At 64.0% G+C, this 23,438-nt stretch carries 22 protein-coding genes; 11 read left to right on the top strand and 11 right to left on the bottom strand.

What is annotated here, in order from left to right:
* Nucleotides 1-32: 32 nt before the first annotated feature.
* From CK226_RS00670 to CK226_RS00715, 10 genes are all read left to right on the top strand, one after another.
* Nucleotides 33-1,058 (top strand): sugar ABC transporter substrate-binding protein, encoded by a 1,026-nt coding sequence (locus CK226_RS00670; RefSeq protein ID WP_095790744.1) that lies wholly within the window; start codon nucleotides 33-35, stop codon nucleotides 1,056-1,058.
* A 75-nt stretch (nucleotides 1,059-1,133) separates the two neighbouring features.
* Nucleotides 1,134-3,257, top strand: coding sequence for an SMP-30/gluconolactonase/LRE family protein (locus CK226_RS00675; RefSeq protein WP_095790745.1), 2,124 nt, complete (start codon nucleotides 1,134-1,136; stop codon nucleotides 3,255-3,257).
* Entirely contained in the window at nucleotides 3,254-4,309 is a 1,056-nt protein-coding gene (locus tag CK226_RS00680; protein WP_095790746.1) for a hypothetical protein, read from the top strand. The genes CK226_RS00675 and CK226_RS00680 overlap by 4 nt, the downstream gene beginning before the upstream one ends.
* Nucleotides 4,309-5,805 (top strand): sugar ABC transporter ATP-binding protein, encoded by a 1,497-nt coding sequence (locus tag CK226_RS00685; protein WP_095787666.1) that lies wholly within the window; start codon nucleotides 4,309-4,311, stop codon nucleotides 5,803-5,805. Before CK226_RS00680 ends, CK226_RS00685 begins: the two co-directional genes overlap by 1 nt.
* 111 nt (nucleotides 5,806-5,916) lie before the next feature.
* A complete protein-coding gene (locus CK226_RS00690) occupies nucleotides 5,917-6,324 on the top strand; it encodes a carboxymuconolactone decarboxylase family protein (RefSeq protein ID WP_095773837.1) in 408 nt (135 codons plus the stop codon).
* Nucleotides 6,325-6,563: 239 nt separating this feature from the next.
* Nucleotides 6,564-7,412 carry a metallophosphoesterase gene (locus tag CK226_RS00695; RefSeq protein WP_095790747.1) on the top strand — a complete coding sequence of 283 codons (849 nt, stop codon included), beginning with the start codon at nucleotides 6,564-6,566 and terminating at the stop codon, nucleotides 7,410-7,412.
* Nucleotides 7,409-8,560 carry an ABC transporter ATP-binding protein gene (locus tag CK226_RS00700; protein WP_095790748.1) on the top strand — a complete coding sequence of 384 codons (1,152 nt, stop codon included), beginning with the start codon at nucleotides 7,409-7,411 and terminating at the stop codon, nucleotides 8,558-8,560. The genes CK226_RS00695 and CK226_RS00700 overlap by 4 nt, the downstream gene beginning before the upstream one ends.
* Complete coding sequence (locus CK226_RS00705) at nucleotides 8,553-9,476, top strand: sugar ABC transporter permease (protein WP_095773840.1); 924 nt, start codon at nucleotides 8,553-8,555, stop codon at nucleotides 9,474-9,476. The genes CK226_RS00700 and CK226_RS00705 overlap by 8 nt, the downstream gene beginning before the upstream one ends.
* Nucleotides 9,473-10,303 carry a carbohydrate ABC transporter permease gene (locus tag CK226_RS00710; RefSeq protein ID WP_095790749.1) on the top strand — a complete coding sequence of 277 codons (831 nt, stop codon included), beginning with the start codon at nucleotides 9,473-9,475 and terminating at the stop codon, nucleotides 10,301-10,303. The genes CK226_RS00705 and CK226_RS00710 overlap by 4 nt, the downstream gene beginning before the upstream one ends.
* 24 nt (nucleotides 10,304-10,327) lie before the next feature.
* A complete protein-coding gene (locus tag CK226_RS00715) occupies nucleotides 10,328-11,593 on the top strand; it encodes an ABC transporter substrate-binding protein (protein ID WP_095790750.1) in 1,266 nt (421 codons plus the stop codon).
* A gap of 233 nt (nucleotides 11,594-11,826) precedes the next feature.
* Here CK226_RS00715 and CK226_RS00720 read toward each other — a convergent pair whose 3' ends face one another.
* The 11 genes from CK226_RS00720 to CK226_RS00770 form a co-directional block, all read right to left on the bottom strand.
* Nucleotides 11,827-12,714, bottom strand: coding sequence for an amidohydrolase (locus CK226_RS00720; protein WP_179300958.1), 888 nt, complete (start codon nucleotides 12,712-12,714; stop codon nucleotides 11,827-11,829).
* Nucleotides 12,714-13,841 (bottom strand): VWA domain-containing protein, encoded by a 1,128-nt coding sequence (locus CK226_RS00725; RefSeq protein ID WP_095790752.1) that lies wholly within the window; start codon nucleotides 13,839-13,841, stop codon nucleotides 12,714-12,716. Before CK226_RS00725 ends, CK226_RS00720 begins: the two co-directional genes overlap by 1 nt.
* Nucleotides 13,838-14,719 (bottom strand): MoxR family ATPase, encoded by an 882-nt coding sequence (locus CK226_RS00730; RefSeq protein WP_095790753.1) that lies wholly within the window; start codon nucleotides 14,717-14,719, stop codon nucleotides 13,838-13,840. Before CK226_RS00730 ends, CK226_RS00725 begins: the two co-directional genes overlap by 4 nt.
* A gap of 1 nt (nucleotide 14,720) precedes the next feature.
* Nucleotides 14,721-15,725 (bottom strand): molybdopterin cofactor-binding domain-containing protein, encoded by a 1,005-nt coding sequence (locus CK226_RS35965; protein ID WP_095773846.1) that lies wholly within the window; start codon nucleotides 15,723-15,725, stop codon nucleotides 14,721-14,723.
* A 1-nt stretch (nucleotide 15,726) separates the two neighbouring features.
* A complete protein-coding gene (locus CK226_RS35970; RefSeq protein WP_095790754.1) occupies nucleotides 15,727-17,094 on the bottom strand; it encodes a xanthine dehydrogenase family protein molybdopterin-binding subunit in 1,368 nt (455 codons plus the stop codon).
* A 10-nt stretch (nucleotides 17,095-17,104) separates the two neighbouring features.
* Complete coding sequence (locus CK226_RS00745; RefSeq protein WP_095790755.1) at nucleotides 17,105-17,587, bottom strand: (2Fe-2S)-binding protein; 483 nt, start codon at nucleotides 17,585-17,587, stop codon at nucleotides 17,105-17,107.
* Nucleotides 17,588-17,647: 60 nt separating this feature from the next.
* Complete coding sequence (locus tag CK226_RS00750) at nucleotides 17,648-18,442, bottom strand: FAD binding domain-containing protein (RefSeq protein ID WP_095790756.1); 795 nt, start codon at nucleotides 18,440-18,442, stop codon at nucleotides 17,648-17,650.
* Nucleotides 18,443-18,468: 26 nt separating this feature from the next.
* The gene (locus CK226_RS00755; RefSeq protein WP_095773850.1) at nucleotides 18,469-18,912 is read right to left on the bottom strand and encodes an SRPBCC family protein; all 444 of its coding nucleotides are present in this window, start codon (nucleotides 18,910-18,912) and stop codon (nucleotides 18,469-18,471) included.
* A gap of 107 nt (nucleotides 18,913-19,019) precedes the next feature.
* Complete coding sequence (locus CK226_RS00760; RefSeq protein WP_095773851.1) at nucleotides 19,020-19,847, bottom strand: AraC family transcriptional regulator; 828 nt, start codon at nucleotides 19,845-19,847, stop codon at nucleotides 19,020-19,022.
* A gap of 207 nt (nucleotides 19,848-20,054) precedes the next feature.
* Nucleotides 20,055-21,053: an ABC transporter permease gene (locus tag CK226_RS00765; protein ID WP_095773852.1), complete on the bottom strand. Its 999-nt coding sequence runs from the start codon at nucleotides 21,051-21,053 to the stop codon at nucleotides 20,055-20,057.
* Nucleotides 21,054-21,114: 61 nt separating this feature from the next.
* The gene (locus CK226_RS00770; protein WP_027047043.1) at nucleotides 21,115-21,858 is read right to left on the bottom strand and encodes an ATP-binding cassette domain-containing protein; all 744 of its coding nucleotides are present in this window, start codon (nucleotides 21,856-21,858) and stop codon (nucleotides 21,115-21,117) included.
* A gap of 440 nt (nucleotides 21,859-22,298) precedes the next feature.
* Between CK226_RS00770 and CK226_RS00775 the strand changes: the two genes are divergently transcribed.
* The gene (locus tag CK226_RS00775) at nucleotides 22,299-23,288 is read left to right on the top strand and encodes a sugar-binding protein (protein ID WP_095773853.1); all 990 of its coding nucleotides are present in this window, start codon (nucleotides 22,299-22,301) and stop codon (nucleotides 23,286-23,288) included.
* The last annotated feature ends 150 nt before the right edge of the window (nucleotides 23,289-23,438 follow it).

Below are 23,438 nucleotides of genomic sequence, written 5' to 3' on the forward strand. Positions count from 1 at the left end.
CCGGCAATGAAAACCGAACCAGAGGACGTGACATGAGACTGATCAAGACACTTATGGTCGCCGCAACGGCGCTCGCCGTTACCGCCTTCGTGGCGCCGACCTTCGCCGCCGACGATCCGGGTCCGGCGGCCTACGCACAGGCGCTCAAGGGCAAGCGCGTCATGCTGGTGCCGCTGGCGATGGGCTTCGATCTGGCACAAGGCTGGGCGCACTATCTGAAGAAGGAGGTCGAGGCCTGGGGCGGCACGTTCGAGACGCGCGATCCAAACTGGGTGGTCGATGCCGGCGCGCAGGCGATCACCGACGCCATCTCGTCGGACACCAGGCCCGACGTGTTGATCATCCACGCCCCGGACCTCAACTCCTATTCCAAGCTGATGAAGAAGGCGCAGGCCGCCGGCACCTATGTGCTTCTGGTCGACAATCCCGCCAATTTCCCGGCCGATGCCTTTGTCGGCAGCGACTGGGACCGGCTGGGCCAGCTCGAGGCCGAAGCGGCGATCAAGGGCTGCGGCGAGAATTCTTCCAAGAAGATCGGCCTGGTGCAGGGCGACCAGGCGAACTCTTCCAGCCTCTACCAGTATGCCGGCATCATGAAGGTGCTGGACAAGCATCCCGACTTCAAGGTGGTGGCCAAGCCCGACTCCAACTGGGACGCGACGACCTCGCGCAACGTGACGACGACGATGCTGCAGCAGAACCCGGACATCTGCTCGATCATCGATTTCTGGGACGGTGACGCCACCGGCGCATCCGCCGCGATCCGCGACGCCAAGCTCGACGGCAAGGTGTTCCTGGTCACCACCGGCGGTGGCGAAAAAGCCGCGGATTGCGACAAGCTCGCCGACGGCACCTATGGCGCCGTGGTGATGACCGAGCTTGCCCGCCAGTCGGGCGACATGAACGCCATCATCAAGTTCCTGCTGCAGAGCGGCCAGCCGGCCGGCACCTCGCACACCTACATCTACACGCTGGAGAAGGCGACGACCAAGGCTGACCTGAAGCCCGACAGCTGCTGGGATTTGAAGGCGCTGCAGGCCGAAGCGGCGGCGAAGTAAGCCACGCGGTCGAATAGACTCCATGAGGTGGCCGGATCAGTTCGGCCACCTCTTTCTCTTGATCAACGGCTGCCAATGTCCTTTCGCGAACGCCTGCAGTCCTGGCGCTACAATCTCGTGCCCGACCATCTGGTCGGCGAGATCCTGACCAAACGCTGGACCGACAACGCCATTCCGTTCCTGGCGCTGGTGGTGACATTGGCGAGTTTCGGCTCGATCATTCCCGGCTTCTTCAAGCTGAACGCGCTGCAGGAATCGACCCGCCAGCTCGGCGAGTTCTCCATGGTCGTCACCGGCATGACGGTGGTGATGCTGGGCGGCGGCATCGACCTGTCGGTCGGCTCGATCTTCGCGCTGTCCTGCTTCTCCGCCGTCTATGTCTTCTTCATCCTCGAACAGTCGATCTGGCTGGCGATGGCCGCCTCGCTCGCCACCGGCCTGATTTTCGGCGCCATCAACGGCTACCTCGTCGGCTACCTCAGGCTGCGCGCCTTTCTCACCACGCTGGTCACCTTCATCTTCGGCCGGGCGCTGTTCGACATCCTGGTCACCACCTATGCCGCCGACGTGCAGCTCTCGACCGCCACCTCGGACGTGCTCGACTTCATCGGCGACAGCACTTTCTGGGGCCTGTCGGTCTCGGTGTGGCTCGCCATCATCCTTGCCATCGTCACCCATATCGCGCTGACGCGCTCGCGGCCGGGCTGGCATGTGCTGGCGGTCGGCGGCTCCCGGCGCTCGGCGCACAATGCCGGCATCCGCGTGCGCCGCACCGTGTTCATGACCTATGTCTTCTCCGGTTTCTGCGCTTCGATCGGCGGTTTTCTCATCGCCTGCCGTTTGAGCGGGGCAGGGCCGGGCACCGGCCTCAACCTCGAGATCATGGCGCTGACGGCGGCGGTGGTCGGCGGCGTCAGCCTGGGCGGCGGGCGCGGCTCGGTGATCAAGGGGTTGATGGGCGCCATCATCGTCTTGACCATGACCAACGGGCTGATCCGGCTGGGCTACGGCACCGGCACCAACCAGATGGTGCTCGGCATCATGCTGGCGGTGGCGGTGACCATCGACATCCGCTGGCTGAAGAACCGCCATAAGGTGCTGAACGAGGTCTATGTCGCGCCGGTCTACCTCAAGATGGGCGAGACACAGTCGGCGGTACCGGACTCCGGCACGCCTTACGAACTCGACAACCGGCTGTCGGCGGCCGACCATATCGGGCTTGGCGAACTGGAGGGGCCGGAGGATGTCATCCTCGACCGCGACGACCATCTCTATTGCGGCACCCGCCATGGCGAGATCGTCCGCTTCTTCGCGCCGGACTATGTCAGGTCGGAAGTGTTCGCCCATATTGGCGGCTTCCCGCTGGGCCTGGCCTTCGACAAGTCAGGCAATCTGATCAGCTGCGTTGGCGCCATGGGGCTCTATTCCGTCTCGCCGCAGCGGGAAGTAAAACGCCTGTCGGCCGAGACCGCGCGCTCCTGGACCTCGATCGTCGACGATGCGCGGCTGCGCGATCCCAACGATTGCGACATCGCTCCCGACGGGCGCATTTATTTCACCGACTCGACCAAGCGCTACGACGCCCATGATTGGGCGCTGGACTCGATCGAGAACCGCGCCACCGGGCGGCTGCTGGTCTACGACCCCAGGGACGGGTTGACGAAGACCCTGCTCGACGGCTACCGCTACACCAACGGCGTGTGCATGGCGCATGACGGCAAATCGCTGTTCTTCGCCGAAAGCTGGGCCTGCCGCGTGCATCGCTACTGGCTGGAAGGGCCGAAGGCCGGCACCGCCGAATGCGTCATCCGCGACATGCCGGGCTATCCCGACAACATCAACCGCGCTTCCGACGGCAATTACTGGATGGCGTGGCTCGGCATGCGCACGCCGAGCTTCGACCTGTCGCTGCGCCATCCCGACATGCGCAAGCGCATGACGCGCCGGCTGCCGCAGGACGAGTGGCTGTTTCCCAACATCAACACCGGCGGCGTGGTGAAATTCAACCAGAAGGGCGGCATCGTCGAGGCGCTGGGCGACCTTTCCGGCGCCGCGCATCCGATGGTTACCTCGATGCGCGAACACAAGGGCTACCTCTTCGTCGGCGGCATCCTCAACAACCGCGTCGGCCGCTACAGGATTTCAGGCGCCGATCCGAACTGGACCAGCCCGGCTTCCTATTGGGGAGCAAAGCCATGATCCTCGATCCGATCCTGGACATGTTTCGCGGCAAGGCGGTCACCATCCCACCGCTGGATGGCGCTTTCCGGCCCAACACGCGGCTGGACGATGCATCGTCGTTTGCCGAGCTGAGCGAGCCTGACAATCTACTGGCCTGCGGTGATCGGCTGCTCGCCTCCAGCGGCAACGCAGTCTATTCGCTTGCCGCCGGAGCCGAGCCCAAGGTGATCGAGACCTTTCCGTCGCCCATCACGGCGCTGGCCGGGTCGCCATCGGGCGAACTCACGGTGGCACTGGAAAGCGGCAAGCTGCTGGTATCAGGCAAGGAGCTTTCGCTGCCGGGTGATCTCAGCTGCATCACAGCACTTGCCTATGCCGAAGACGGCACGCTGTGGCTGGCCAATGGTTCGGCCGAACATGCGCCCTCGCAATGGGCGGCCGATCTGATGAAGAAGGGTGCGTCCGGTTCGCTTTGGAAACGCGACGCGACGGGCCGCGAATTCCGCAAGGTGGCCGGCGATCTCGCCTTTCCCCATGGGCTCCACCTAATCGGCAGTGACGTGCTGGTCAGCGAAAGCTGGCGCCATCAGCTCATCCGCTTCGACGGCGCTGCGGGCAGCCGTTCAACCGTGCTCACGCATCTGCCCGGCTATCCCGCGCGGCTTTCTCCGGCCGGCGATGGCGGCGCCTGGCTGGCGCTGTTTGCGCCGCGCAACCGGCTGATCGAATTCGTTCTGCAGGAAACGCACTACCGGCAGGATATGATCGACCAGGTGCCGCCGGCCTACTGGATCGCGCCGGCGCTGGCTTCCAACCGCAGCTTCCTCGAGCCGCTGCAATGCGGTGGCATCCGCACCATGGGCATCCACAAGCCGTGGTCGCCGAGCCGCTCCTACGGTCTGGTGGTCAGGCTCGACGCAGAGATGCAGCCGCAATTCAGCCTGCACAGCCGCGCCAACGGCACACGCCACGGCATCTGCAGCGTGACGGAAAAGGCCGGCCGGCTGTTCATCGCCTCCAAGGGCGGCGACTGCGTTCTGGCTGTCGACCTCGCTTCGGGAGGTTTTTGATGGAACCGATCGTCCGTCTGGAGAACGTCACCAAGAACTATCGCGGCGTGCCCGCGGTCAAGAATGTCAGCTTCGACCTGCGCAAGGGCGAGATCCACGCGCTGCTCGGCGAGAACGGCGCCGGCAAATCGACGCTGACCAAGATCATCGCAGGGGTGGTCGACGCCACCTCCGGCAAGATGTTCCACAAGGGCAGCGAGATCGCCTATGCGTCGCCGCACGCGGCTCTCGAAGCCGGCATCGCCATGGTGTTCCAGGAAACCAGCCTGGTGCCGTCGATGACGGTGGCGCAAAACCTCTATCTCGGCACTGAGAAATTCCTCAACCGGCTGCGCGGAACGTATATTTCAGCACAGCAGTTCCTGCAGTCCCTGAATTTCCCCGTCGATCCCAACGCCATGGTGGCGACGCTGGGCGCGGCCAAGCGGCAGATGGTCGAGATCGCGCGCGCGGTCCACCACAATGCCGAGATCATCATTTTCGACGAGCCGACGGCGACACTGACGCCGGAGGAAAAACGCCACTTCTTCGCGCTGATCCGTCGGCTCAAGGCGAGCGGCGTCTCCATCGTCTTCATCAGCCACGCGCTGGAAGAGGCGCTTGCCATTGCCGATCGCATCACCGTTTTGCGCGACGGCGAACTGGTCATCACCGACGACACGTCGGCCTTCGACCGCGACAAGATCGTCGCGGCCATGGTCGGGCGCACATTGTCGGGGCAGATCTACCGTCAGCGCGACGAGGCCAGACTGCGCAAGGCCGGCAAGAAGGTGCTGTCGGTGCAGGACATTTCGATGAGCAATGTCGTGCGCAACAATTCCTTCTCGATCTTCGAAGGCCAGATCACCGGCGTGTTCGGGCTGATCGGTTCCGGCCGCACCGAGACCTTCAAGATCGTGTCGGGCATCTACAAGCGCGATTTTCTGCGCGGCGGCGCGATCGAGCTCGACGATCGGCCTGTGCGCTATCTCGTGCCGAGCGAGGCGGTGGCCGACGGCATCGTCTACGTCACCGAGGACCGCAAGAGCGAAGGCATCTTCGAGACGATGGGCATTGCCGAGAACCTGTTCGGGGGGCTGCTCGCCGCGGGCCGCGAAAAGGCCTGGGTGATCAACCAGCAGGAGATGCGGCAGCTGTCGGCACAATGGACGAAGACGCTCAACATCAAGGCGATCAACGACAATGCCAGGGTGGTCGAACTGTCCGGCGGCAACCAGCAGAAGGTGGTGATAGGCAAGGGGCTGGTGCAGCAGCCGCGCATCGTCATCTTCGACGAGCCGACGCGTGGCGTCGATGTCGGCGCCATCGCCGAGATCCATCAGATCATCAATCGGCTGGCCGATGAGGGATTGGCCGTCGTCGTCATCTCGTCCTACCTGCCGGAGATCATGAACCTGTCGGACCGGATTCTGGTGTGCCGACAGGGTCGCATCGTCGAAGAGTTTTCGCCGGCGGAGGCGACGGAGGAGAAGATCATGTACGCGGCGGTGCATTAGGATGCTGGCTGGTGCGTACGTCGAAAACTGAATCAGAAGAGCCGATTAGCCACCTTTGCTCGAGACCTGATTCGACGACCTGATCCATCGGTTCAACGAAGGAAAAACGCCATGGCCACCACAAGACTGCTCAGCGATGCCGAGGTCGAAAAAATCCCGGCGGTGAAGGCCGTGTTCGACGATATCAGGGCGACGCGCAAGTCGGATTTCGTCAACAATTTCTGGCGCGGGCTGGCCAATGATCCGGCGTCGCTGAAGCGGGTGTGGGAACAGCTGAAGGCGGTGATGGTGGCGGACAGCGCCATCGATCCGCTGACCAAGGAAATGATCTACATCGCGGTGTCGACCGCCAATGGTTGCTCCTACTGCGTCCACTCGCATACGGCGGCGGCCCGGGCCAAGGGCATGACCGACGCGCAGCATGGCGAACTTATCTCGATCATCGGGCTCGCCGGCCAAACCAACCATCTGGTGACGGCGATGCAGATCCCGGTCGATCCGCAATTCGAGGTGAAGTGAGCTTTTCGCGCGCCGTCACAAGATTGTGAGCGCGGCCAATGTGTCGCGCACCGGCGGTAAGTGGCTGAAATCTTTTCGGTTTCCGCGTTGCGGCGCGTGCCTCCAGCGCTCTTCGACGACCGTTGCCTGCAATTGCGCGGTTTATCCCGGCCGCTGTTAAGGAAGTGACATGGAACGGCACTAAGGAAGCCCCATGCGATGCCGCTTGCCTGGGGCGCGGCTCGTATGGTGGAGCCGGCATGAAAATCGTTCAGATTACAGACACCCATTTCAGTCCGACCAAGCCGCATTTCAACGGCAATTGGGCACCGCTCGCCGCCTGGATCGAGCAGAGCGGCGCCGACCTTGTCATCCACACCGGCGACCTCAGTGTCGACGGTGCCGACAAGGATGACGATATCGCCTTCTGCATGGATCTGATGCGGGAAATCTCCACCCCGATGCTGCTGGTGCCCGGCAATCACGATGTCGGCCACCTGCCGGGTTCGTTGCAGCCGGTCAATGCCGGGCGCCTTGAGCGCTGGCGCCGGCTGGTTGGGCACGACTACTGGATGGGGGATGCAGGGAGATGGCGCCTCATCGGCCTCGACAGCCTGCTGATGGGCTTCGACGATGCGGAGGAGGAGGCGCAGTTCGACTGGCTGCGCAGCGCGCTGGAAAGCCGCGGCGGCCGGCGCGTCGCGCTGTTCGCCCACAAGCCGCTGTTCGTCGATGCGCCCGGCGAGGGCGATACCGGCTACTGGAGCGTCAGGCCGGCGCAGCGCCAGCGCCTCTACGATCTGATCGCCGCGCACGATGTCGCGCTGTTCGCAAGCGGCCACCTGCACCGGGCATGGCAAGGCCACTACGAAAGCACGTCGCTTGTATGGGGGCCGTCGGCCGCCTTCGTGGTCGGTGACATGGAGCGCGACATGCCGGGCGAACGGCTGCTTGGCGCCGTCATCCATCAACTCGGGCATCAATTCGGCGACACCGTCGCCAGCGAGATTGTCGCCATACCCGGCATGACGGCTTACGTCCTCGATGACGTGGTGGCCGAGGTCTATCCGCACGAGGCGCACAAGGTTCGAAAGCGGGTGGCGTCATGAGCGCGCTGTCGCTTCGCGGGCTGAAAAAATCCTTTGGTGGCAACGCCATTCTGAATGGCGTTAGCCTCGATGTCGAAGCCGGCGAATTCATCGCGCTCGTCGGCCCTTCCGGATGCGGCAAGAGCACCTTGCTGCGCATTCTGGCGGGGCTCGACCATGCCGACAGCGGCGAAATCTTCGTCGGCGGCAAGGACATGTCGCCGGTCGCCGCGGCCGACCGCAACATCGCCATGGTGTTCCAGTCCTACGCGCTCTACCCGCATCTGACGGCTGGGCAGAACATCGCCGTGCCGCTCGCCATGAAGCGGCTGAGCCGGTCGCAGCGCCTGCCGTTGGTCGGCCCCCTGCTGCCCGGCCAAAAGGATATTCGCACCGGCATCGCGCGCGATGTCCGTGAGATGGCGGGTTTGCTCAAGATCGACCATCTGCTCGACCGCAAGCCGGGGCAGATGTCGGGCGGCCAGCGCCAGCGCGTGGCGCTGGCGCGTGCCATGGTGCGCCATCCCAGCATCTTCCTGATGGACGAGCCGCTCTCCAACCTCGATGCCAATCTGCGCGTCCATGCCCGCGGCGAGATCGTCGAACTGCACCGCCGCGCCGGCGTGCCGACGCTCTATGTGACGCACGACCAGGCCGAGGCGCTTTCGATGGCCGACCGGGTGGCGGTGATGATCGGCGGCAATCTGCTGCAGCTCGCCGCGCCGGAAATGATCTACAACGATCCCGCCCATATCGAGGTCGCGCGTTTCGTCGGCCAGCCGCGGATCAACATCATCCCGGCGTTCGCCGAAAACGGCCGTGTCGGTTTCGAAGGCATCCGGCTGGCTTTGCTGGAGAAGGTGGCGAACGGCCCGGTCAGCCTCGGCATCCGGCCGGAATTCGTCAAACTGTCTCCCAGCGGCCGGAGCGGCCTTGCCGGGATGATCGAACGGCTCGAGTTCCTCGGCTCGGAAGTCATTGCCCATTGCCGGCTCGAGACCTCCGGCGACGCCGTCGTCGCCAAGCTGGCACCGCATGAGGCGAAGGACCTGATCGGAGGAATGAAGGTGGGTCTCGTCCTGGCCCCTGAGCAGGCGTTGGTCTTCGGGCCGGAAGGAAAGCGGCTGCGCGTCGCGGCGGGTGCGCGGCAGGAGCCGGCCTATGTCTAGCGTCGCGCTGGCGGGCAATGTCGCGAGCGCCGCGGCGCTGCGTGCGCGCAGCGAAGACCGGACCGCCTGGCTGCTGGCGGCGCCGGCCATCGTGCTGTTGCTGCTGTTCGTGCTGTTGCCGGTGGCCGCCGTCATCTTCCTCGGCTTCACCGATTTCGAGCTTGGCTACGGCAAGTTTCGCTTCGTCGGCTTCGAGAACTACGCGCATCTCCTGAACGACCGCACCTTCCGCCGGTCGCTGTGGAACACCTCGGTCTATACGGCCATCGTCGCGCCCGTGTCGATCGTGCTTGGCCTGGGGGTTGCCCTGCTGATCGAAGGCGAGGGGCGGGCGCGCGGTTTCTTCCGCACCGTCTATTTCCTGCCGGTCGCCTCGCTGATTGTCGCCATGGCGACCGTCTGGCAATACATCTTCCATCCGACGATCGGGCCGCTCAACGCGCTGCTTTCGCTTGCCGGCATTCCCGGCCCGAACTGGCTCGGCGCGTCGAACACCGTGCTATACAGCCTGTCGATCATCGGCATCTGGCAGTCGGTCGGCTTCAACATGGTGCTGTTCCTGGCAGGCCTGACGGCGATCCCGCGCGAGCTCTATGCCGCAGCCCATGTCGACGGCGCGAAATCGGCGCTCGACCGGTTTTTCCTGGTCACCTGGCCGATGCTCGGGCCAACGACGCTGTTCGTCGTCACCATTAGCATCACCAATGCGGTGAAGGTCTTCGAAACGGTGAAGATGCTGACCGACGGCGGGCCTAATAAGGCCTCCGAAGTGCTGCTTTTCACCATTTACCAGGAGGGCTTCGTCTATCTGCGCGTCGGCTACGCCTCGGCGATGACGGTCGTCTTCCTGGCGATCCTGGTCGTGCTGATGCTTGTGCAATATCGCGTGCTCGACCGGCGGGTGCATTACACATGAACAGCATCCCGGCCGGCCGCATCATCCGCTTCGCGCTGCTTTCGCTCGGCGCGCTGATGATCCTTGCGCCCTATATCTTCATGATCTCGACCGCGGGCAAAACGCAGAGCGACATCTTCACCTCGTCGCTGGCGCTCATCCCGCAGCATTTCTACTTCGCCGAGAATTTCGCCAAGGCGTTTGCCAAGGTGCCGATGGCGACGCTGCTGTGGAACGGTGTCATCGTGTGCGGCCTGATCTTCTTCTTCCAGGTCGTGGTGGCGATCCCTTGCGCCTATGCGATGGCCAAGCTGAAGTTCCGCGCCGCGCGGCTGATGATGGTGCTGGTCATGCTCGGCCTGCTGGTGCCGATCCATGCGACGGCGCTGCCGCTCTATTTCGCCTTCGACAGGATGTCGCTCTTGAACAGCTACACCTCGCTGGTCGCGCCCTTCACCATTTCGGTGTTCGCGATCTTCATGTTCCTGCAGTTCTTCCGCGCCATGCCCGACGACCTGCTGCACGCGGCGCGGCTCGACGGCATGTCCGAACTCGGCATCGTCGCGCGCGTCATCGTGCCCAATGCCTGGCCGGCGGTCACCGCCTTCGCGATTTTTTCCGTCGTTGCGCACTGGAATGATCTCTATTGGCCGCTGATCGTCGTCAGCAAGCAGGCCTACGCCACGCCGCCGCTCGGCCTGATGTATTTCCGCGCCGCCGAGGCCGGCGACGACTACGGCGCGCTGATGGCCGCCGCGCTGATCATCACCCTTCCTCTCGTCGCCGCCTTCCTGCTCGCGCAGAAACGCTTCGTCGAGGGCATCACCATGACCGGTCTCAAAGGCTGATCGGACCAACAAGGAGCACGAACGATGAAGCATATTTCTAGGATTTTTGCCGCAGCAGCGGTGTTACTGGCGGCGGCCCTTCCCGCCTATGCCGAGACGACGCTGACGGTTCACTACCCGATGCCCGGCTTCTTCAAGAACGTGATGGACACGATCTCGAAGAAGTTCATGGAGGAAAATCCCGACATCAGGATCCAGTTCGCCAGCCCGTCGGCAACCTATGAAGAGGGCATCCAGACCATCCTTCGCCAGGCCGGCACCGACGAGATGCCCGACATCACCTTCATCGGCCTCAACCGCCTGCGCATGCTCAATGAGCGCGACGTTGCGGTCGATCTCGGCCCGCTGGTCAAGAAGGAAGGCAATATGGCGGAGCTCGGCTTCTCCGACACGATTCTGAAGCTGGCGCAGGTCAATGGCAAGCAGGTTGGCCTCGCCTTCGCCACCTCCAATCCGATCATGTATTACAACGCCGACCTGGTGAAGGCGGCCGGCGGCGATCCGGACAATCCGCCCAAGACCTGGGACGAGGTCATCGCGCTCGGCGGCAAAATCAAGGCGCTCGGCAATGGCATCGACGGGATCGACTTCCGCTGGCAGGGCGATGACTGGATGTTCTCGGCGCTGCTGTTCGGCGCCGGCGGCAAGATGCTGAACGAGGACGAAAGCAAGGTCGCCTTCAACGGGCCGGAAGGCGAGAAGGCGGTGGCGACCCTCGAGCGCATGGTGAAGGAAGGCGGCATGCCGGTCTTCACCAAGCCGGCGGGCGAACAGGCGTTCGCGGCCGGCAAGGTCGGCTTCGAATTCCAGACCACCGGTGCGCTGGTCAACACGATCAAGAATGTCGGCGACAAGTTCACCCTGCGCACGGCCAAGATCCCGCTGATCGATCCGATCAACGGCCATCTGCCGACCGGCGGCAATGCCGTGGTCATCCTGACCAAGGACGCGGCCAAGCAGGAGGCCGCCTGGAAGTTCGCGAAATTCGCCGCCGGCCCCTATGGCGCCTCCGTCGTGGTGCCGGGTACCGGCTATGTCCCCAACAACGAACTGGCGGCGAAGTCTCCCGAGTATCTCGGCGATTTCTACAAGAAGAACCCGCTGTTCCAGGCCGGGCTCAGCCAGATGCCGCTGATGGTTCCATGGTATGCCTTCCCGGGCCACAATGGGGTCAAGGTCACGCAGACGATCGTCGACAATCTGTCGCGCATCGTCGACCAGTCGGCCTCACCCAAGGAAGCGCTCTATGACGCGGCAAGCGACGTCGAAGGCATGTTGCCGACGCAGTAAGGGTTGTGTGGCGGCTTCTTCCTTCCCCCTTGTGGGGGAAGGTGGATCGGCGCGCAGCGCCGAGACGGATGAGGGGTATTCCAGCGGAGTGAGGCGTGGTGTTCCCTGGAGCACCCCTCATCCGATCTCGCTTCGCGAGGCCACCTTTCTCCCGCAAGGGTGTTTGGACCGGGGACATCGCGAACAGGTGTGCGATTTTCCCGATCCAAACAAAGGGGAGAAGGAAGAGAGCGCTACACTGGCCGATAAACCTTTTCGGCCGTGTTCCAGAAAATGCCGGCCTCGGTTTCTGCACCATGTTTCGCCACCGCATCGCGGTGCGCCTTGATCAACTCGGCATGGCTGGTCCAGAGCTTCTCGATCGGGAAATTCGAGCCGAACATCAGATGATCCGCACCCAGAATATCGATGGCGTTGTCGACGATATAGGCAATCAGCGCTGGGTCGTTGCGGTGGACGAAGGTGCCGAGACCGGACAGCTTGGCATAGAGGTTTGGTGCGGCCGAAAGCGTGCGAAGTCCGGCCTTCCAGGCCTCGGTGGTTACCGGCTCCGGGCCGGTCAGCATGCCGGCATGGGTGAGGATGAAGTTGGTCTCGGGGTTCTCGCCGACCAGCGTCAGCCCGTCCTTCATCTGGGCGGGGAAGAGCTGCAGGTCGAAGGACAGGCCGTAATCCTTCAGCCTCGCGACATTGGCCCGCACCTTGGGGTCGATGACCTGATCCGCCGAGGCGGCAAAGCGGAAAGCCGGCGTCCCGTGCCAGTGCAATTGCATGCGCACGCCGCGCAGCAGCCTGTATTGCATCAGCCGGTCGATCTGAGGCCTGACATCGTCGACCGTCATGTCGGCATAGCCGACGATGGCATGCGGCCAGCCGGTCTCGTCAGCGGTCGTCTGCAGGAAGGCGACTTCCTTCTCGAAATCCTCCTTGGCCCAGTTGGTCTGGACATAGACGGCTTTCTCGACGCCTGACCTCTTCTGGTCCTCGAGGAATTCGCCGATCGGATAGTCGCGACGGATTGGCTCGTAGGGGCCGAAGATGCGCGGCACCATCGGCCCGACCAGCCAGGGCTGATCCTTCTGGCGCCAGATGTGGAAATGCGCGTCGATGGCTTTCTGCATCACGATACCTTTTTCCAGATTGTCGATGCCGTGGGGGCAGGGCGGGCGAGCGACAGGATGAAATCGGTGAGGCTGGTCAGCGACGAGCCGTCGATGAGATCGTCGAGATCAGGCAGGATGGCGCGCAGCGCTGCCGTTGCCGGCCGGAAGCGCGGGTCGCCGGCCAAAGGCGTGGCCAGCGACAGCCGGAAGGCGCGGGCGCTCAGCCGGCGCATCGCGGTCTCCAGTTCGGCATGGTCGCCGCGCTCCAGAGCGTCGGACAGGATGATGACTGCTGCTCCACGCGCGAAGGACGAGAAGCGCGGCACGGAGAGAAAGGCGAGCAACGTCGGCCCCATGCGGGTGCCGCCGTCCCAGTCGTCGACCTGGGCTGCCGCGCGGGCCAGCGCCTGATCGCGGTCACGGATGCGCAGGGCCGAGGTGATGCGGGTGAGCCGCGTGCCGAAGGTGAATATCTCGGCGCGGCCGGCGCCTTGCACGGCGGCATGCGCCAGCTTGAGATAGTCCGCCGTGTGCAGTTTCATCGAGCCGGAGACGTCGATCAAGAGCAGCAGCTTGCGCGGCACGGTCTGGCGGCGGCGCAGCAGCGGCGAGGGCACGTCGCCATCGGCGCTGACGATTTCCCTGAGCGAGCGGCGCAGATCGAGCTTGCCACGCGAAGGGGTGCGCACGGTGCGGAAGGAGCGGCGGGCGGGCAAAGCGGAGGACAGTTTTCGGCGAAAGGCGGTCAGCCTGTCGTCGTCGCGCTGGAAGTCGCGCGTGCTCAACTGTTCCAGGGCCGAGGATAGCTCGCCGCCTTCCCGGCTACGCTCGGCCTCGGTCCGCTCATCGTCGGCGCCGCCATCATCCTTGATGCGGGTTTCCTCGTCTGCTTCGCCTTCGACCACGGCTGACGTGTTGCCGTAGAAATGGCTCTGGAAGTGGACCTCGAATTCGTCGCGGCGATCGGGTGGCGGCGCCAGCGTGGCAAGGGCGGCTTCGTGGATGTCAGACATTGAGCGTGGGCCAAGTAATGTCACGGCTTGCATGAAGCCGGAGATTTGTTCGGGTGCGACGGCGAAACCGTAGCGGCGTAGCAGCCGGCCGAAGCCGAGGAAGGGCGCGGCCGGCCGAGGCAGCGCCCTCATCCCAGCGCCTCCTCGACGATGCGGCCAAGCTCGGGCGCGATGTAGGAGAGATCTTCCTCGTCCTTGATCAGCACACCGATGGCGCGGCGGAAGGCCTCGGGCCATGGGCTGCCGCCCTTTTCCAGAATGGTGGCGGCGTTGGCCCATTCGACCGCTTCGGCGATACCGGGCGGCTTGGCCAGCGGCCGGGCACGGATGGTCTGCACGGCTGCCGCCACGGCGCGCGCGGTGGCCTCGGCGACATCGCCGGCGCGCAGCATGATGATGGCGGCCTCACGCTCGGCCTCGGGATAGCCGATCCAGTGGTAGACGCAACGGCGGCGCAGCGCTTCGGCGAGTTCGCGGGTGCGGTTCGAGGTCAGGATGACGATCGGCTGGGCGGCGGCGCGGATGGTGCCGCGCTCGGGAATGCTGATTTGGAAGTCGGAGAGGAATTCCAGCAGCAGCGCCTCGAATTCATGGTCGGAACGGTCGATCTCATCGACCAGCAGCACGCGCTGCTCCGGTGCCCGCAAGACCTGCAGGAGCGGGCGGGCGATCAGGAAACGGTCGTCATAGATGTCGATCTCATGCTCGCCGGCATGGCGGATGGCGAGCAGCTGGCGCTGGTAGTTCCATTCGTAGAGCGCGTGAGCGGCGTCGATGCCCTCATAGCATTGCAGCCGCACCAAATCGCGGCCGAGCAGCTCGGCGATCGCCTTGGCCGCTTCGGTCTTGCCGACGCCGGGCGCGCCTTCGAGCAGCAGGGGCTTGCCCAGCCGGATCGCCAGGAAGATGGCCGTGGAAAGGCTGTCGTCGGCCAGGTAGCACGAGGCGGCAAGGTGCTGCGCTACCGCCTCCGGCGAGGTCGCGACAGTCTCGGCGGTGAGCTCGGGCATGTCAGTTTGCCGCTTGCGCCTTGAGCGCGCGCAGGATGCGTTCCGGCGTGATCGGCAGCGTGTCGATGCGCACGCCGACCGCGTCGAAGACGGCATTGGCGACCGCCGGTATCTGCGGGTTGGCGCACATTTCCCCCGGACCCTTGGCGCCGTAAGGCCCGTCCGCCGACGGCCGCTCCAGCACAATGATCTCGGTCTGCGCGAGGTCGCCGGGACCCGGCATCAGGTATTGGTTGAAATCGGTTCCGCCATGGTCGCGGTTGGGATAATAGGGCTCGGTGGTCTCATAGAGCGCGTGGCTGATGCCCATCCAGGAACCGCCGACCAGCTGCTGCTCGACCATTTTCGGGTTCAGCGCGCGGCCGATCTCGAACACGTTCTTGACCGTTAAAACCGTGACTTCGCCGGTCTCGTCATCGACCTCGACTTCGGCCACGGTGCAGGCGTGGGCATAGCAGGTCGACGGCTTCATCGCGCCGGTCTCCTTGTCCGGGTAGGAGCGCGGGATCAGGAACATGCCCCGGCCCGATATGGACCGGCCGCGCTTGAAATGCGCCGACAGCGCGACATCGAAGATCGAGATCGATTTCTGCGGTGCGCCCTTGACCAGGATGTTGCCCTGGCCGTCGGTCTCGAGGTCAGAGGCGTTGACCTCCAGTTCCTCGGCAGCGACTTCCAGCATCACCTGGCGCGCTTCCCTGGCCGCCTGGATGACGGCGTTGCCGGCGCGGTGCGTGCCGCGCGAGGCGAACGTGCCCATGCAGTGCGGGCCGGTGTCGGTGTCGGCGGTGTCGACGACGACGCGGTCGGTCGGCACGCCGATGGTCTCGGCGCAGATCTGCGCCATGATCTGCTTCATGCCCTGGCCGAGATCGACGGAGGACAGCGTCACCATGAAATTGCCGGTCGGCGTCGAATGGACCAGAGCCTGGGTCGGGTCGCCGCCGAGATTCATGCCGGTGGGATAGTTGATCGCGGCGACGCCGCGTCCACGCCGGATTGCCATATCAGGCTCCCTTCCTGTAGGAGGACATCGCCATGAATTTCTCCGCCACCGGCCAGTTGGCGGTGCGCGAGGCTTCCTGCATGCACTCGATGAGCGCTGCCCCTTCCGTCGGCTGGCGATGCGCCTTCATGTCGCCGTCGCGATAGGCGTTGATGAAGCGGAATTCGAGCGGGTCCATGCCGATCAGCCGCGCCAGCTTGTCCATCTGCACCTCCAGCGCGAAGTCGCCGATGGTGACGCCGAAGCCGCGCATGGCCGACGACGGCGTGCGGTTGGTGTAGACGCAATAGGTGTCGATCCAGACATTGGGGATGGTGTAGGGGCCCGGATAGTGTCCGGCACCCTTCTGCGCGCCATAGGGCGAGTGGCGTGAATAGGCGCCGGCATCGGTGTAGCCGGTGACCTTTCGGGCGACGATACGGCCGTCCTTCATCACGCCGTCCTTGATGACGACCTTTTCGGCCGCGCGGGGCGAGGATATCTGCATTTCCTCCTCACGGCTGTAGACAAAGGAGACCGGCCGGCCCGTGAGCTTGGCGCCGAGGATGGCGATGGGCTCGACGATGACGTCGACCTTGCCGCCAAAACCGCCGCCGACCGTGCCGCCGACGAAATGCAGCTTGCTGCCCGGCATCTGCAGGATGATCGAGGTGTTGTCGAGGGTGAAGAACATCGCCTGCGTGTTGGTGTAGCAGGTGAAGCGGTCATTGCCTTCGGGCGCCACCACGCAGCCGGTGGTCTCGGTCGGCGCATGCTCGATCGGCGAGGATTGGTAGCTCTGCTCCAGGATATGGTCGGCGCCGGCAAAGCCCGCCTCGACATCGCCGAAACGCACCTTGCGGCACTCGCCGCTGTCATAGAGGTAATAGTTCTGGCCGTGATATTCGTTGACCAGCGGCGCGCCGGGCTTCAGCGCTTCCTCCATGTCGAAGACGGCCGGCAGCACTTCGTAGTCGATCTTGATCTTGGCTGCGGCCTCCTGCGCGGCGCGCTCGGTCTCGGCAAGCACCGCCACCACGGCCTCGCCCTTCCAGCGCACCTTGCCGTCGGCCAGCACCGTCTCGTCCTCAGGGCCGATCTGGATGAGGATCAGGATGGTGTAGACATTGTGCGGCACGTCCTTGGCGGTCAGTACCTTGACGACCCCCGGATGTTTCTCCGCCTCGGATGTGTCGATCGAGCGGATGCGGGCATGGTGGTGCGGGCTGCGCACCATCTTCAGGTGCAGCATGCCGGGAAAGCTGCGGTCGGCGAAAAAGGCGGTCTTGCCGGTGACATGGCCGGGCGAATCCGAACGGGGCCGGGGCTGGCCGATCTCGTGCAGATCGTCTTTGCGGACATCGGCGAAGTAGTTCTTGCGCAGTTCCATCGTTGGTCCCTCAGGCCGCGTTCTGCGAATTGGCACGGGCCGCCGCGAGCACCGCCTGGATGATCGGCTCGTAGCCGGTGCAGCGGCAGATATTGCCGGACAGCGCCTCCACCACCTCGTCGCGGCTGGGGTTTGGCGTGTGCTCGAGCAGCACCTTGGCGGCCATGATCATGCCCGGCGTGCAGAAGCCGCATTGCGTGGCGAAGGTGTCGAGGAAGGCACGCTGCAGCGGATGCAGCACGCCGCCTTCGGCGAGGCCCGATGTCGTGGTGATGGCAGCGCCATTGCAGGTTTCGGCCAAGGTCAGGCAGGACAGCCTGAGTTCGCCGTCGATGATGACCGAGCAGGCGCCGCATGTGCCTTGGTGGCAGCCGCCCTTCGGCGAGGTGTCGCCGATCTTGTCGCGCAGAGCGTTGAGCAGCGTCGTGCCGCTGTCGATGAATTCGGCTTTCTCGGAGCCGTTGAGCGTGAATTGAACCGGGATCTTCGCCATGTTTCCTCCTTGCGCGCCTGCCCGACGGATCGGACAGACGCGCGCCCCCCAACGGTGATTTCAGGCCAGCAGCAGCCGGCCGAGATGGACCGGCAGGACTTCAGCGCGGTACCATGCGCTGGCGATCGGATCGGTGACCGGCGCAATGCCCTCGGTGGCGGCGGCCAATGCTGCCGCGATGCCGTTCTGGTCGAGTTTCTTTCCCTCGAGCGCCTTTTCCGTCGCCTTGGCCCGCATTGGCCGGTCCGCCATGCAGCCAAGCGCGATCCGCGCCGAGGACACGGTGCCGTCGGCGGCCTGTTCCAGGACGGCCGCGATGCTGAGCACCGAAACGCCTTTGGGCTTGACCCGCGACACTTTCAGGAAGCGGAAGCCGTCGGCCTTTGGCAGTGTGAAACCGACTGACGTGACGATGGAGCGGCTGCCGTCCCGCTTGGCGAGAAAAGTCTCGATCGGCAATTCGCCATCCTCGGTGCCGACCATGGCGTCGAGCGCCAGCAAGGCCACGGCGAAATCGCCATAGGGTGCCGGCGCGAACAGATTGCCGCCGACGGTCGCCATGTTGCGGATCGCCGGACCGCCGACGGCGCGCGCGGCCTTGGCAAGGATGGCGAGCTCGGGATGACGGGCGATCGCCGCCATGGTCACCGATGCGCCGACACGGACCTTGCGGTCGGCGACCGTGATGGCCGTGAGCGCCGGGTCGGTCGATCTGACAAGGCCGAAGACCAAAACATCGCCTTCATTGGCCGCGCGGACCACGAGTGTGCCGCCGCCGAGATAGCGGGTGCCGGGCGCCTTCAGCGCCGCATTGGCGTCCTTCACGGTCGGGAAAGTCTGGAGGGCAAGCGCCATGGAACGCTCCTGTTCTGAAGCCCAGTTCAGCTCTGGCCGGCAAAATGGCTCTTCAGTGCGTTGAAACCGCCCTGGAAGACGTTGGTCCCCATGCCGGCGGCGATCTTGTCGGCTTCTTCGGGGGCTGCATCGAAGCTGGCGGTCCATTCGGCATAGGTGCGGTCGCCATCGGTGACACGCCTGAGCTGCAGCGTCGCCTTGTGGTTGGTCAGCGGCTGCGGCGTTTCCAGGATGGAATAGCTGACGAGGAAGTTCTCATCGGAAAGGTCGAGCAGTTTTTCGCGCAGCCGCGCGCCGGTGATCAGCTCGAAATTGCGCACGCAGCCGATCGTCGAGGCGTCCTTGCCATCCTCGATATGGCTCTCGACCATGCGCGGATGCCAGCCCGGCAGGCCGTTGAAGTCGCGTATGCGCGACCAGACCTTTTCGACCGGCGCGTCGATGACGCTGGAGATGGTGACTTTTGCCATAGGACGTTCCCTTGCGAATGCGATAGTCGGGCAAGGGTAGGGCGGTGGCCTGGCTGACGCTTATCAATGCGTCTTGTGCGCGTATCAAGGAGTCTGAAAAAGCAGGCTCAGGCGGTTGCCCGCGCGGCCTCGCGATAAAGCGTCGGCGGCACGCCGACATGGTCGCGGAAGAAGCGCGAGAAATTGCCCTGCGTGGTGAAGCCGAGATTGCAGGCGACCGAGATCAGCGGCTCCTGCGACCAATGCAGCTGCCGCACGGCTTCCTCCATGCGCAGCGTGTTCCAGTAGACGTTGGGCGTCAGATTGGTCTGTTCCTTGAACAGGGCGAAGAAATGCGGCCGCGACAGGCCGACGCTGCGCGCCACATCGTCGAAGGAGATGCGTTCGCAGACATTGGCCTTCATCAGCTGGATGGCCTTGCGGACGCGGAAATCCTGCAGGGTGTTGATGCGGGTGCGCGCCTCCTGCGGCGCCGACGCATCGGCGGCATCGAGCACCGAATCAATGAAGCGCTCGATCTCGTAATTGGCAACATCGTCGACGCTTTCATTGTCGGTCAGATGGTCGAGCAGGCTGGCGGCGGCCTGGTGCAGCCAGGGCTCCAGCGTGATCGCCGCCTGGGCAAACAGCGGCGCGGAGGAGGGCAGGTCGCGTCGACGGCGCGCCCAATCGGGATCGATGTAGAAGGCAAGGAACAGACCGGGCGTCCCGTTTTGCGACAGGACGTGGCTGTGCGGCTGGAAGGAATTGATGCCGGCGGCGGTGCAGGAACCGAGCCTTACCGTCTCGCGACCGATGGTCATCTCGCCGGCGGTGCCTTCGAGCCAGATGATGAGATGCGCCTCGACATGGGCATGGGTGACGAAGTCGCTTGCGACATTCAGGACAGAAACATGTCCGAACCGGCCCCAGTAGAGCCTGATCGCTTCCGTCATGGGTATATCCTCCCGCAGACGACTGGCCTCCCTTCGCCTGCCTGGAGATTGTGCTGCCGGTTGCCTGTTTCCGTCAAGACATAGGCTGTTGGCGGCAAACGGTGGTGGCTCGCTCCGGCTGATTTTCAGACTGAGCGATAGGAACCGGAACGAACAGCGCTTGGCAATGTCCTTCTCCCATGAGGGAGAAGGACAGGCACTTAAATGTCAGTCGTTGCGCCTGAAATTGCGGATGCGGTCGAACAGCACCGCCAGCAGGATGGCGCCGCCGATGAAGGTGCCTTGCCAAAAGGCATTGATGCCAAGCAGGCCAAGGCTGTTGCGGATGACCTCGATGAGGGCCGCGCCGACAATGGCGCCGAAGGCGGTGCCGACGCCGCCGGCCAGGTTGGCGCCGCCGATGACGGTGGCGGCGATGACCTGCAGCTCCATGCCGGTGCCGAGATTGGTGGTGACGGCGCCGAGCCAGCCGGTCTGGATGATCCCGGCAATTCCCGCCGACAGCGCCGATATCATGTAGACGGCTACCTTGATCTGCTTCACTGGGACGCCGGTCAGCGTTGCCGCGTGCTCGTTGCCGCCAATGGCGAAGATGTGCCGGCCGAACTTGGTCCAGCGCAGGATGAAGCCGGTGATCAGCGCCAAAAGGATCATGTAGAGCACCGGATTGGCGATGCCGAACACCCAGGCGCCGCCGCCGAGCGCCAGCAGCTTGTCATGGTCCGGCCCGAACTGGAAGACGACGGTGTTGTTGGAGGCGACCATGGCCAGGCTGCGGGCAATCGACAGCATGCCGAGCGTCACCACGAAAGGTGGAAAGCCGAGATAGGCGGTCAGGATGCCGTTGAAGGCACCGATGGCGAGCGCGGTGGCGATCGAGGCCAGGATGCCGATTTCGATCGAATAGCCGGCATGCATGGTGACGGCCAGCACCATCGACGACAGGCACAGTACCGAGCCGACCGACAGATCGATGCCGCCGGTGATGATGACGAAGGTCATGCCGAGCGCGACGATGGCGACGAAGGTGATGTTGCGGGTGATGTTGTAGAGGTTCTTCGAGGTTGCGAAAGCGTCGGTGGCGAACGACAGGAAGATGCAGGCGAGGATGACGGCGATCACCACCCAGAAGGTCTGGGTGGAGAACAGCCGCGACAGGAAAGTGTGCTGCTTCTGCGCGATCGTCTGATCAAGGGTGACTGCCATTATCGACCTTTCCTGCCGGCGGCGATGCACGCCAGCCTGGTGAAATCCGGATTAGCCGCGCTCACGAGACCTGCTCGATGGCGCCAGTGATGAGCCCGGTGACCTCCTCGGGCGAGCTCGACGCGATTGCCTTGTCGGCGACCTTGCGTCCGCGCCGCATGACGATGACGCGGTCGGCGACGTCGAACACGTCGGGCATGCGGTGGCTGATCAGCACCACCGCTATGCCCTGGTCGCGCAGATGGCGGATCAGGTTGAGCACTTCGGCGACTTGCCTGACCGAGATCGCCGCCGTCGGTTCGTCCATCAGCACGATCTTGGCCTGCGACAGCATTGTGCGGGCGATCGCAACCGCCTGGCGCTGGCCGCCCGACATCTGCTTGACGAGATCGCGCGGGCGGGTCTCGGACTTCAGCTCGGCGAAGAGTTGGCCGGCGCGCTTGTACATCGCGGCATAGTCGAGGATGCGGAATGGACCGACGCCGCGCCGCAACTCGCGGCCGAGATAGACATTGGCGGCCGCTGTCAGATTGTTGCAGAGCGCAAGATCCTGGTGGACGATCTCGATGCCGTGCTGGCGGGCTTCCGCCGGCTTGTTCAGGATCAATTCCTTGTCGTCCATGCGCATGGTGCCATGGCTCGGATGGAAATTGCCGGCGATCATCTTGACCAGCGTCGACTTGCCGGCGCCATTGTCGCCCATCAGGCCGACGACCTGGCCGGGTTCGATCGACAGCGACACGTCGTTGACAGCCTGGATGGCGCCAAAATGCTTCGAGATGTTGGTGAGTTCGAGAACCGCCACCAGCCTGTTGCCTCCCATGTCTTGCTGCATGCCTTTTCCAGGTCGCAGCTCCGATATCGTGCTCCCCATTCCTCCCGGAAGCAACGATCTTCGGCATTTACGCGAATGCCCGCACGGGCGTCAATTGTCGAAATGGGCTATTTGTCAGACGAATAGCGACATGTGCCTCTGAAAAATCCGTTTTGTAGGACAAATAGCAATTGACGTTGGCGCCGCGCCGTTATTAGTTGACGGTCGGAGAAAGATATCCGGTCCCAAACCATTGTTGCGGCGGGACCGGTGGGAGGTTATCGGCCGTTCCGGCATGTTGGCGGTCCGGTCGCATCTGAAAATGCTTATCGGCCTTGCACGGCGGCACGAGCGTTGGCTCTGCCATCTCGCATCAGGTCGATTTGTATGGCGGGCACGCCGTGTCCGTCTGTTTCCAAGGGAGGACTGACATGAGGAAAACAGTATTGCTCGCCGCCGTCGCCGCCATGGCGCTGGGCGCCGGGCCGGCTTTGGCCAAGAAGCAGCTCGTCATCGTGGTGAAAGGTCTCGACAATCCATTCTTCGAAGCCATCCATCAGGGCTGCGAGAAATGGAACAAGGAGAACGCGAGTTCGGAATATGCGTGCTTCTACACCGGTCCGGCGTCGACTTCCGACGAGGCTGGCGAGGCGCAGATCGTCCAGGATATGCTGAGCAAGCCCGACACGGTGGCGATGGCGATTTCGCCGTCCAACGCGCCGCTGATCGCGCAGACGATCAAGAGCGCCAATCCGTCGATCCCGATCATGACCGTCGACGCCGACCTTGCCAAGGAAGATGCAGCCCTTCGCAAGACCTATCTCGGCACCGACAACTATCTGATGGGCAAGAAGATCGGCGAGTACATCAAGAAGGCCAAGCCGAATGGCGGCACGATCTGCACGATCGAAGGCAATCCGGCTGCCGACAACATCCTGCGCCGCGCACAAGGCATGCGCGACGCTCTGACGGGCAAGGAAGGTCTCGCGACACTTGCCGGTGAAGGCGGATGGACGGAAGTCGCCGGCTGCCCGGTGTTCACCAACGACGACGGCGCCAAGGGCGTTCAGGCGATGACGGACATCCTCGCCGCCAACCCCAAGCTCGACGCCTTCGGCATCATGGGCGGTTGGCCGCTGTTCGGCGCGCCGCAGCCTTATCGTGACCTGGTTGGACCGCTGAAGGACCGGCTGGCCAAGAACGACTTCGTCATCGGCGCCGCCGACACGATCGGCGACGAAGTGGCGATCGCCAAGGACGGCCTGGTCACCGCGCTGGTCGGCCAGCGGCCCTTTGAAATGGGCTACAAGGCGCCGTCGGTGATGATCGACCTGATCACGGGCAAGAAGGTCGACGATCCGGTCTTCACCGGCCTCGATGAGTGCACCAAGGACACGGTCGACACCTGCATCCAGAAATAGGTCTTTCGATCCGGGGCGCCCGTCTGACGGGCGCCCCGTCAATTCCTGAGCGAGACGCCGTGGCAAGGGGCAACAGGCTCCGGCCTCGACGCGTCCGTGGTTTGGATTTTTCGGTGACGGGATCGGCGCGCCACAGGGTTCGGAGTATCT

It is taken from the genome of Mesorhizobium sp. WSM4311, from assembly GCF_002295115.1.
Taxonomy (GTDB): Bacteria; Pseudomonadota; Alphaproteobacteria; order Rhizobiales; family Rhizobiaceae; genus Mesorhizobium.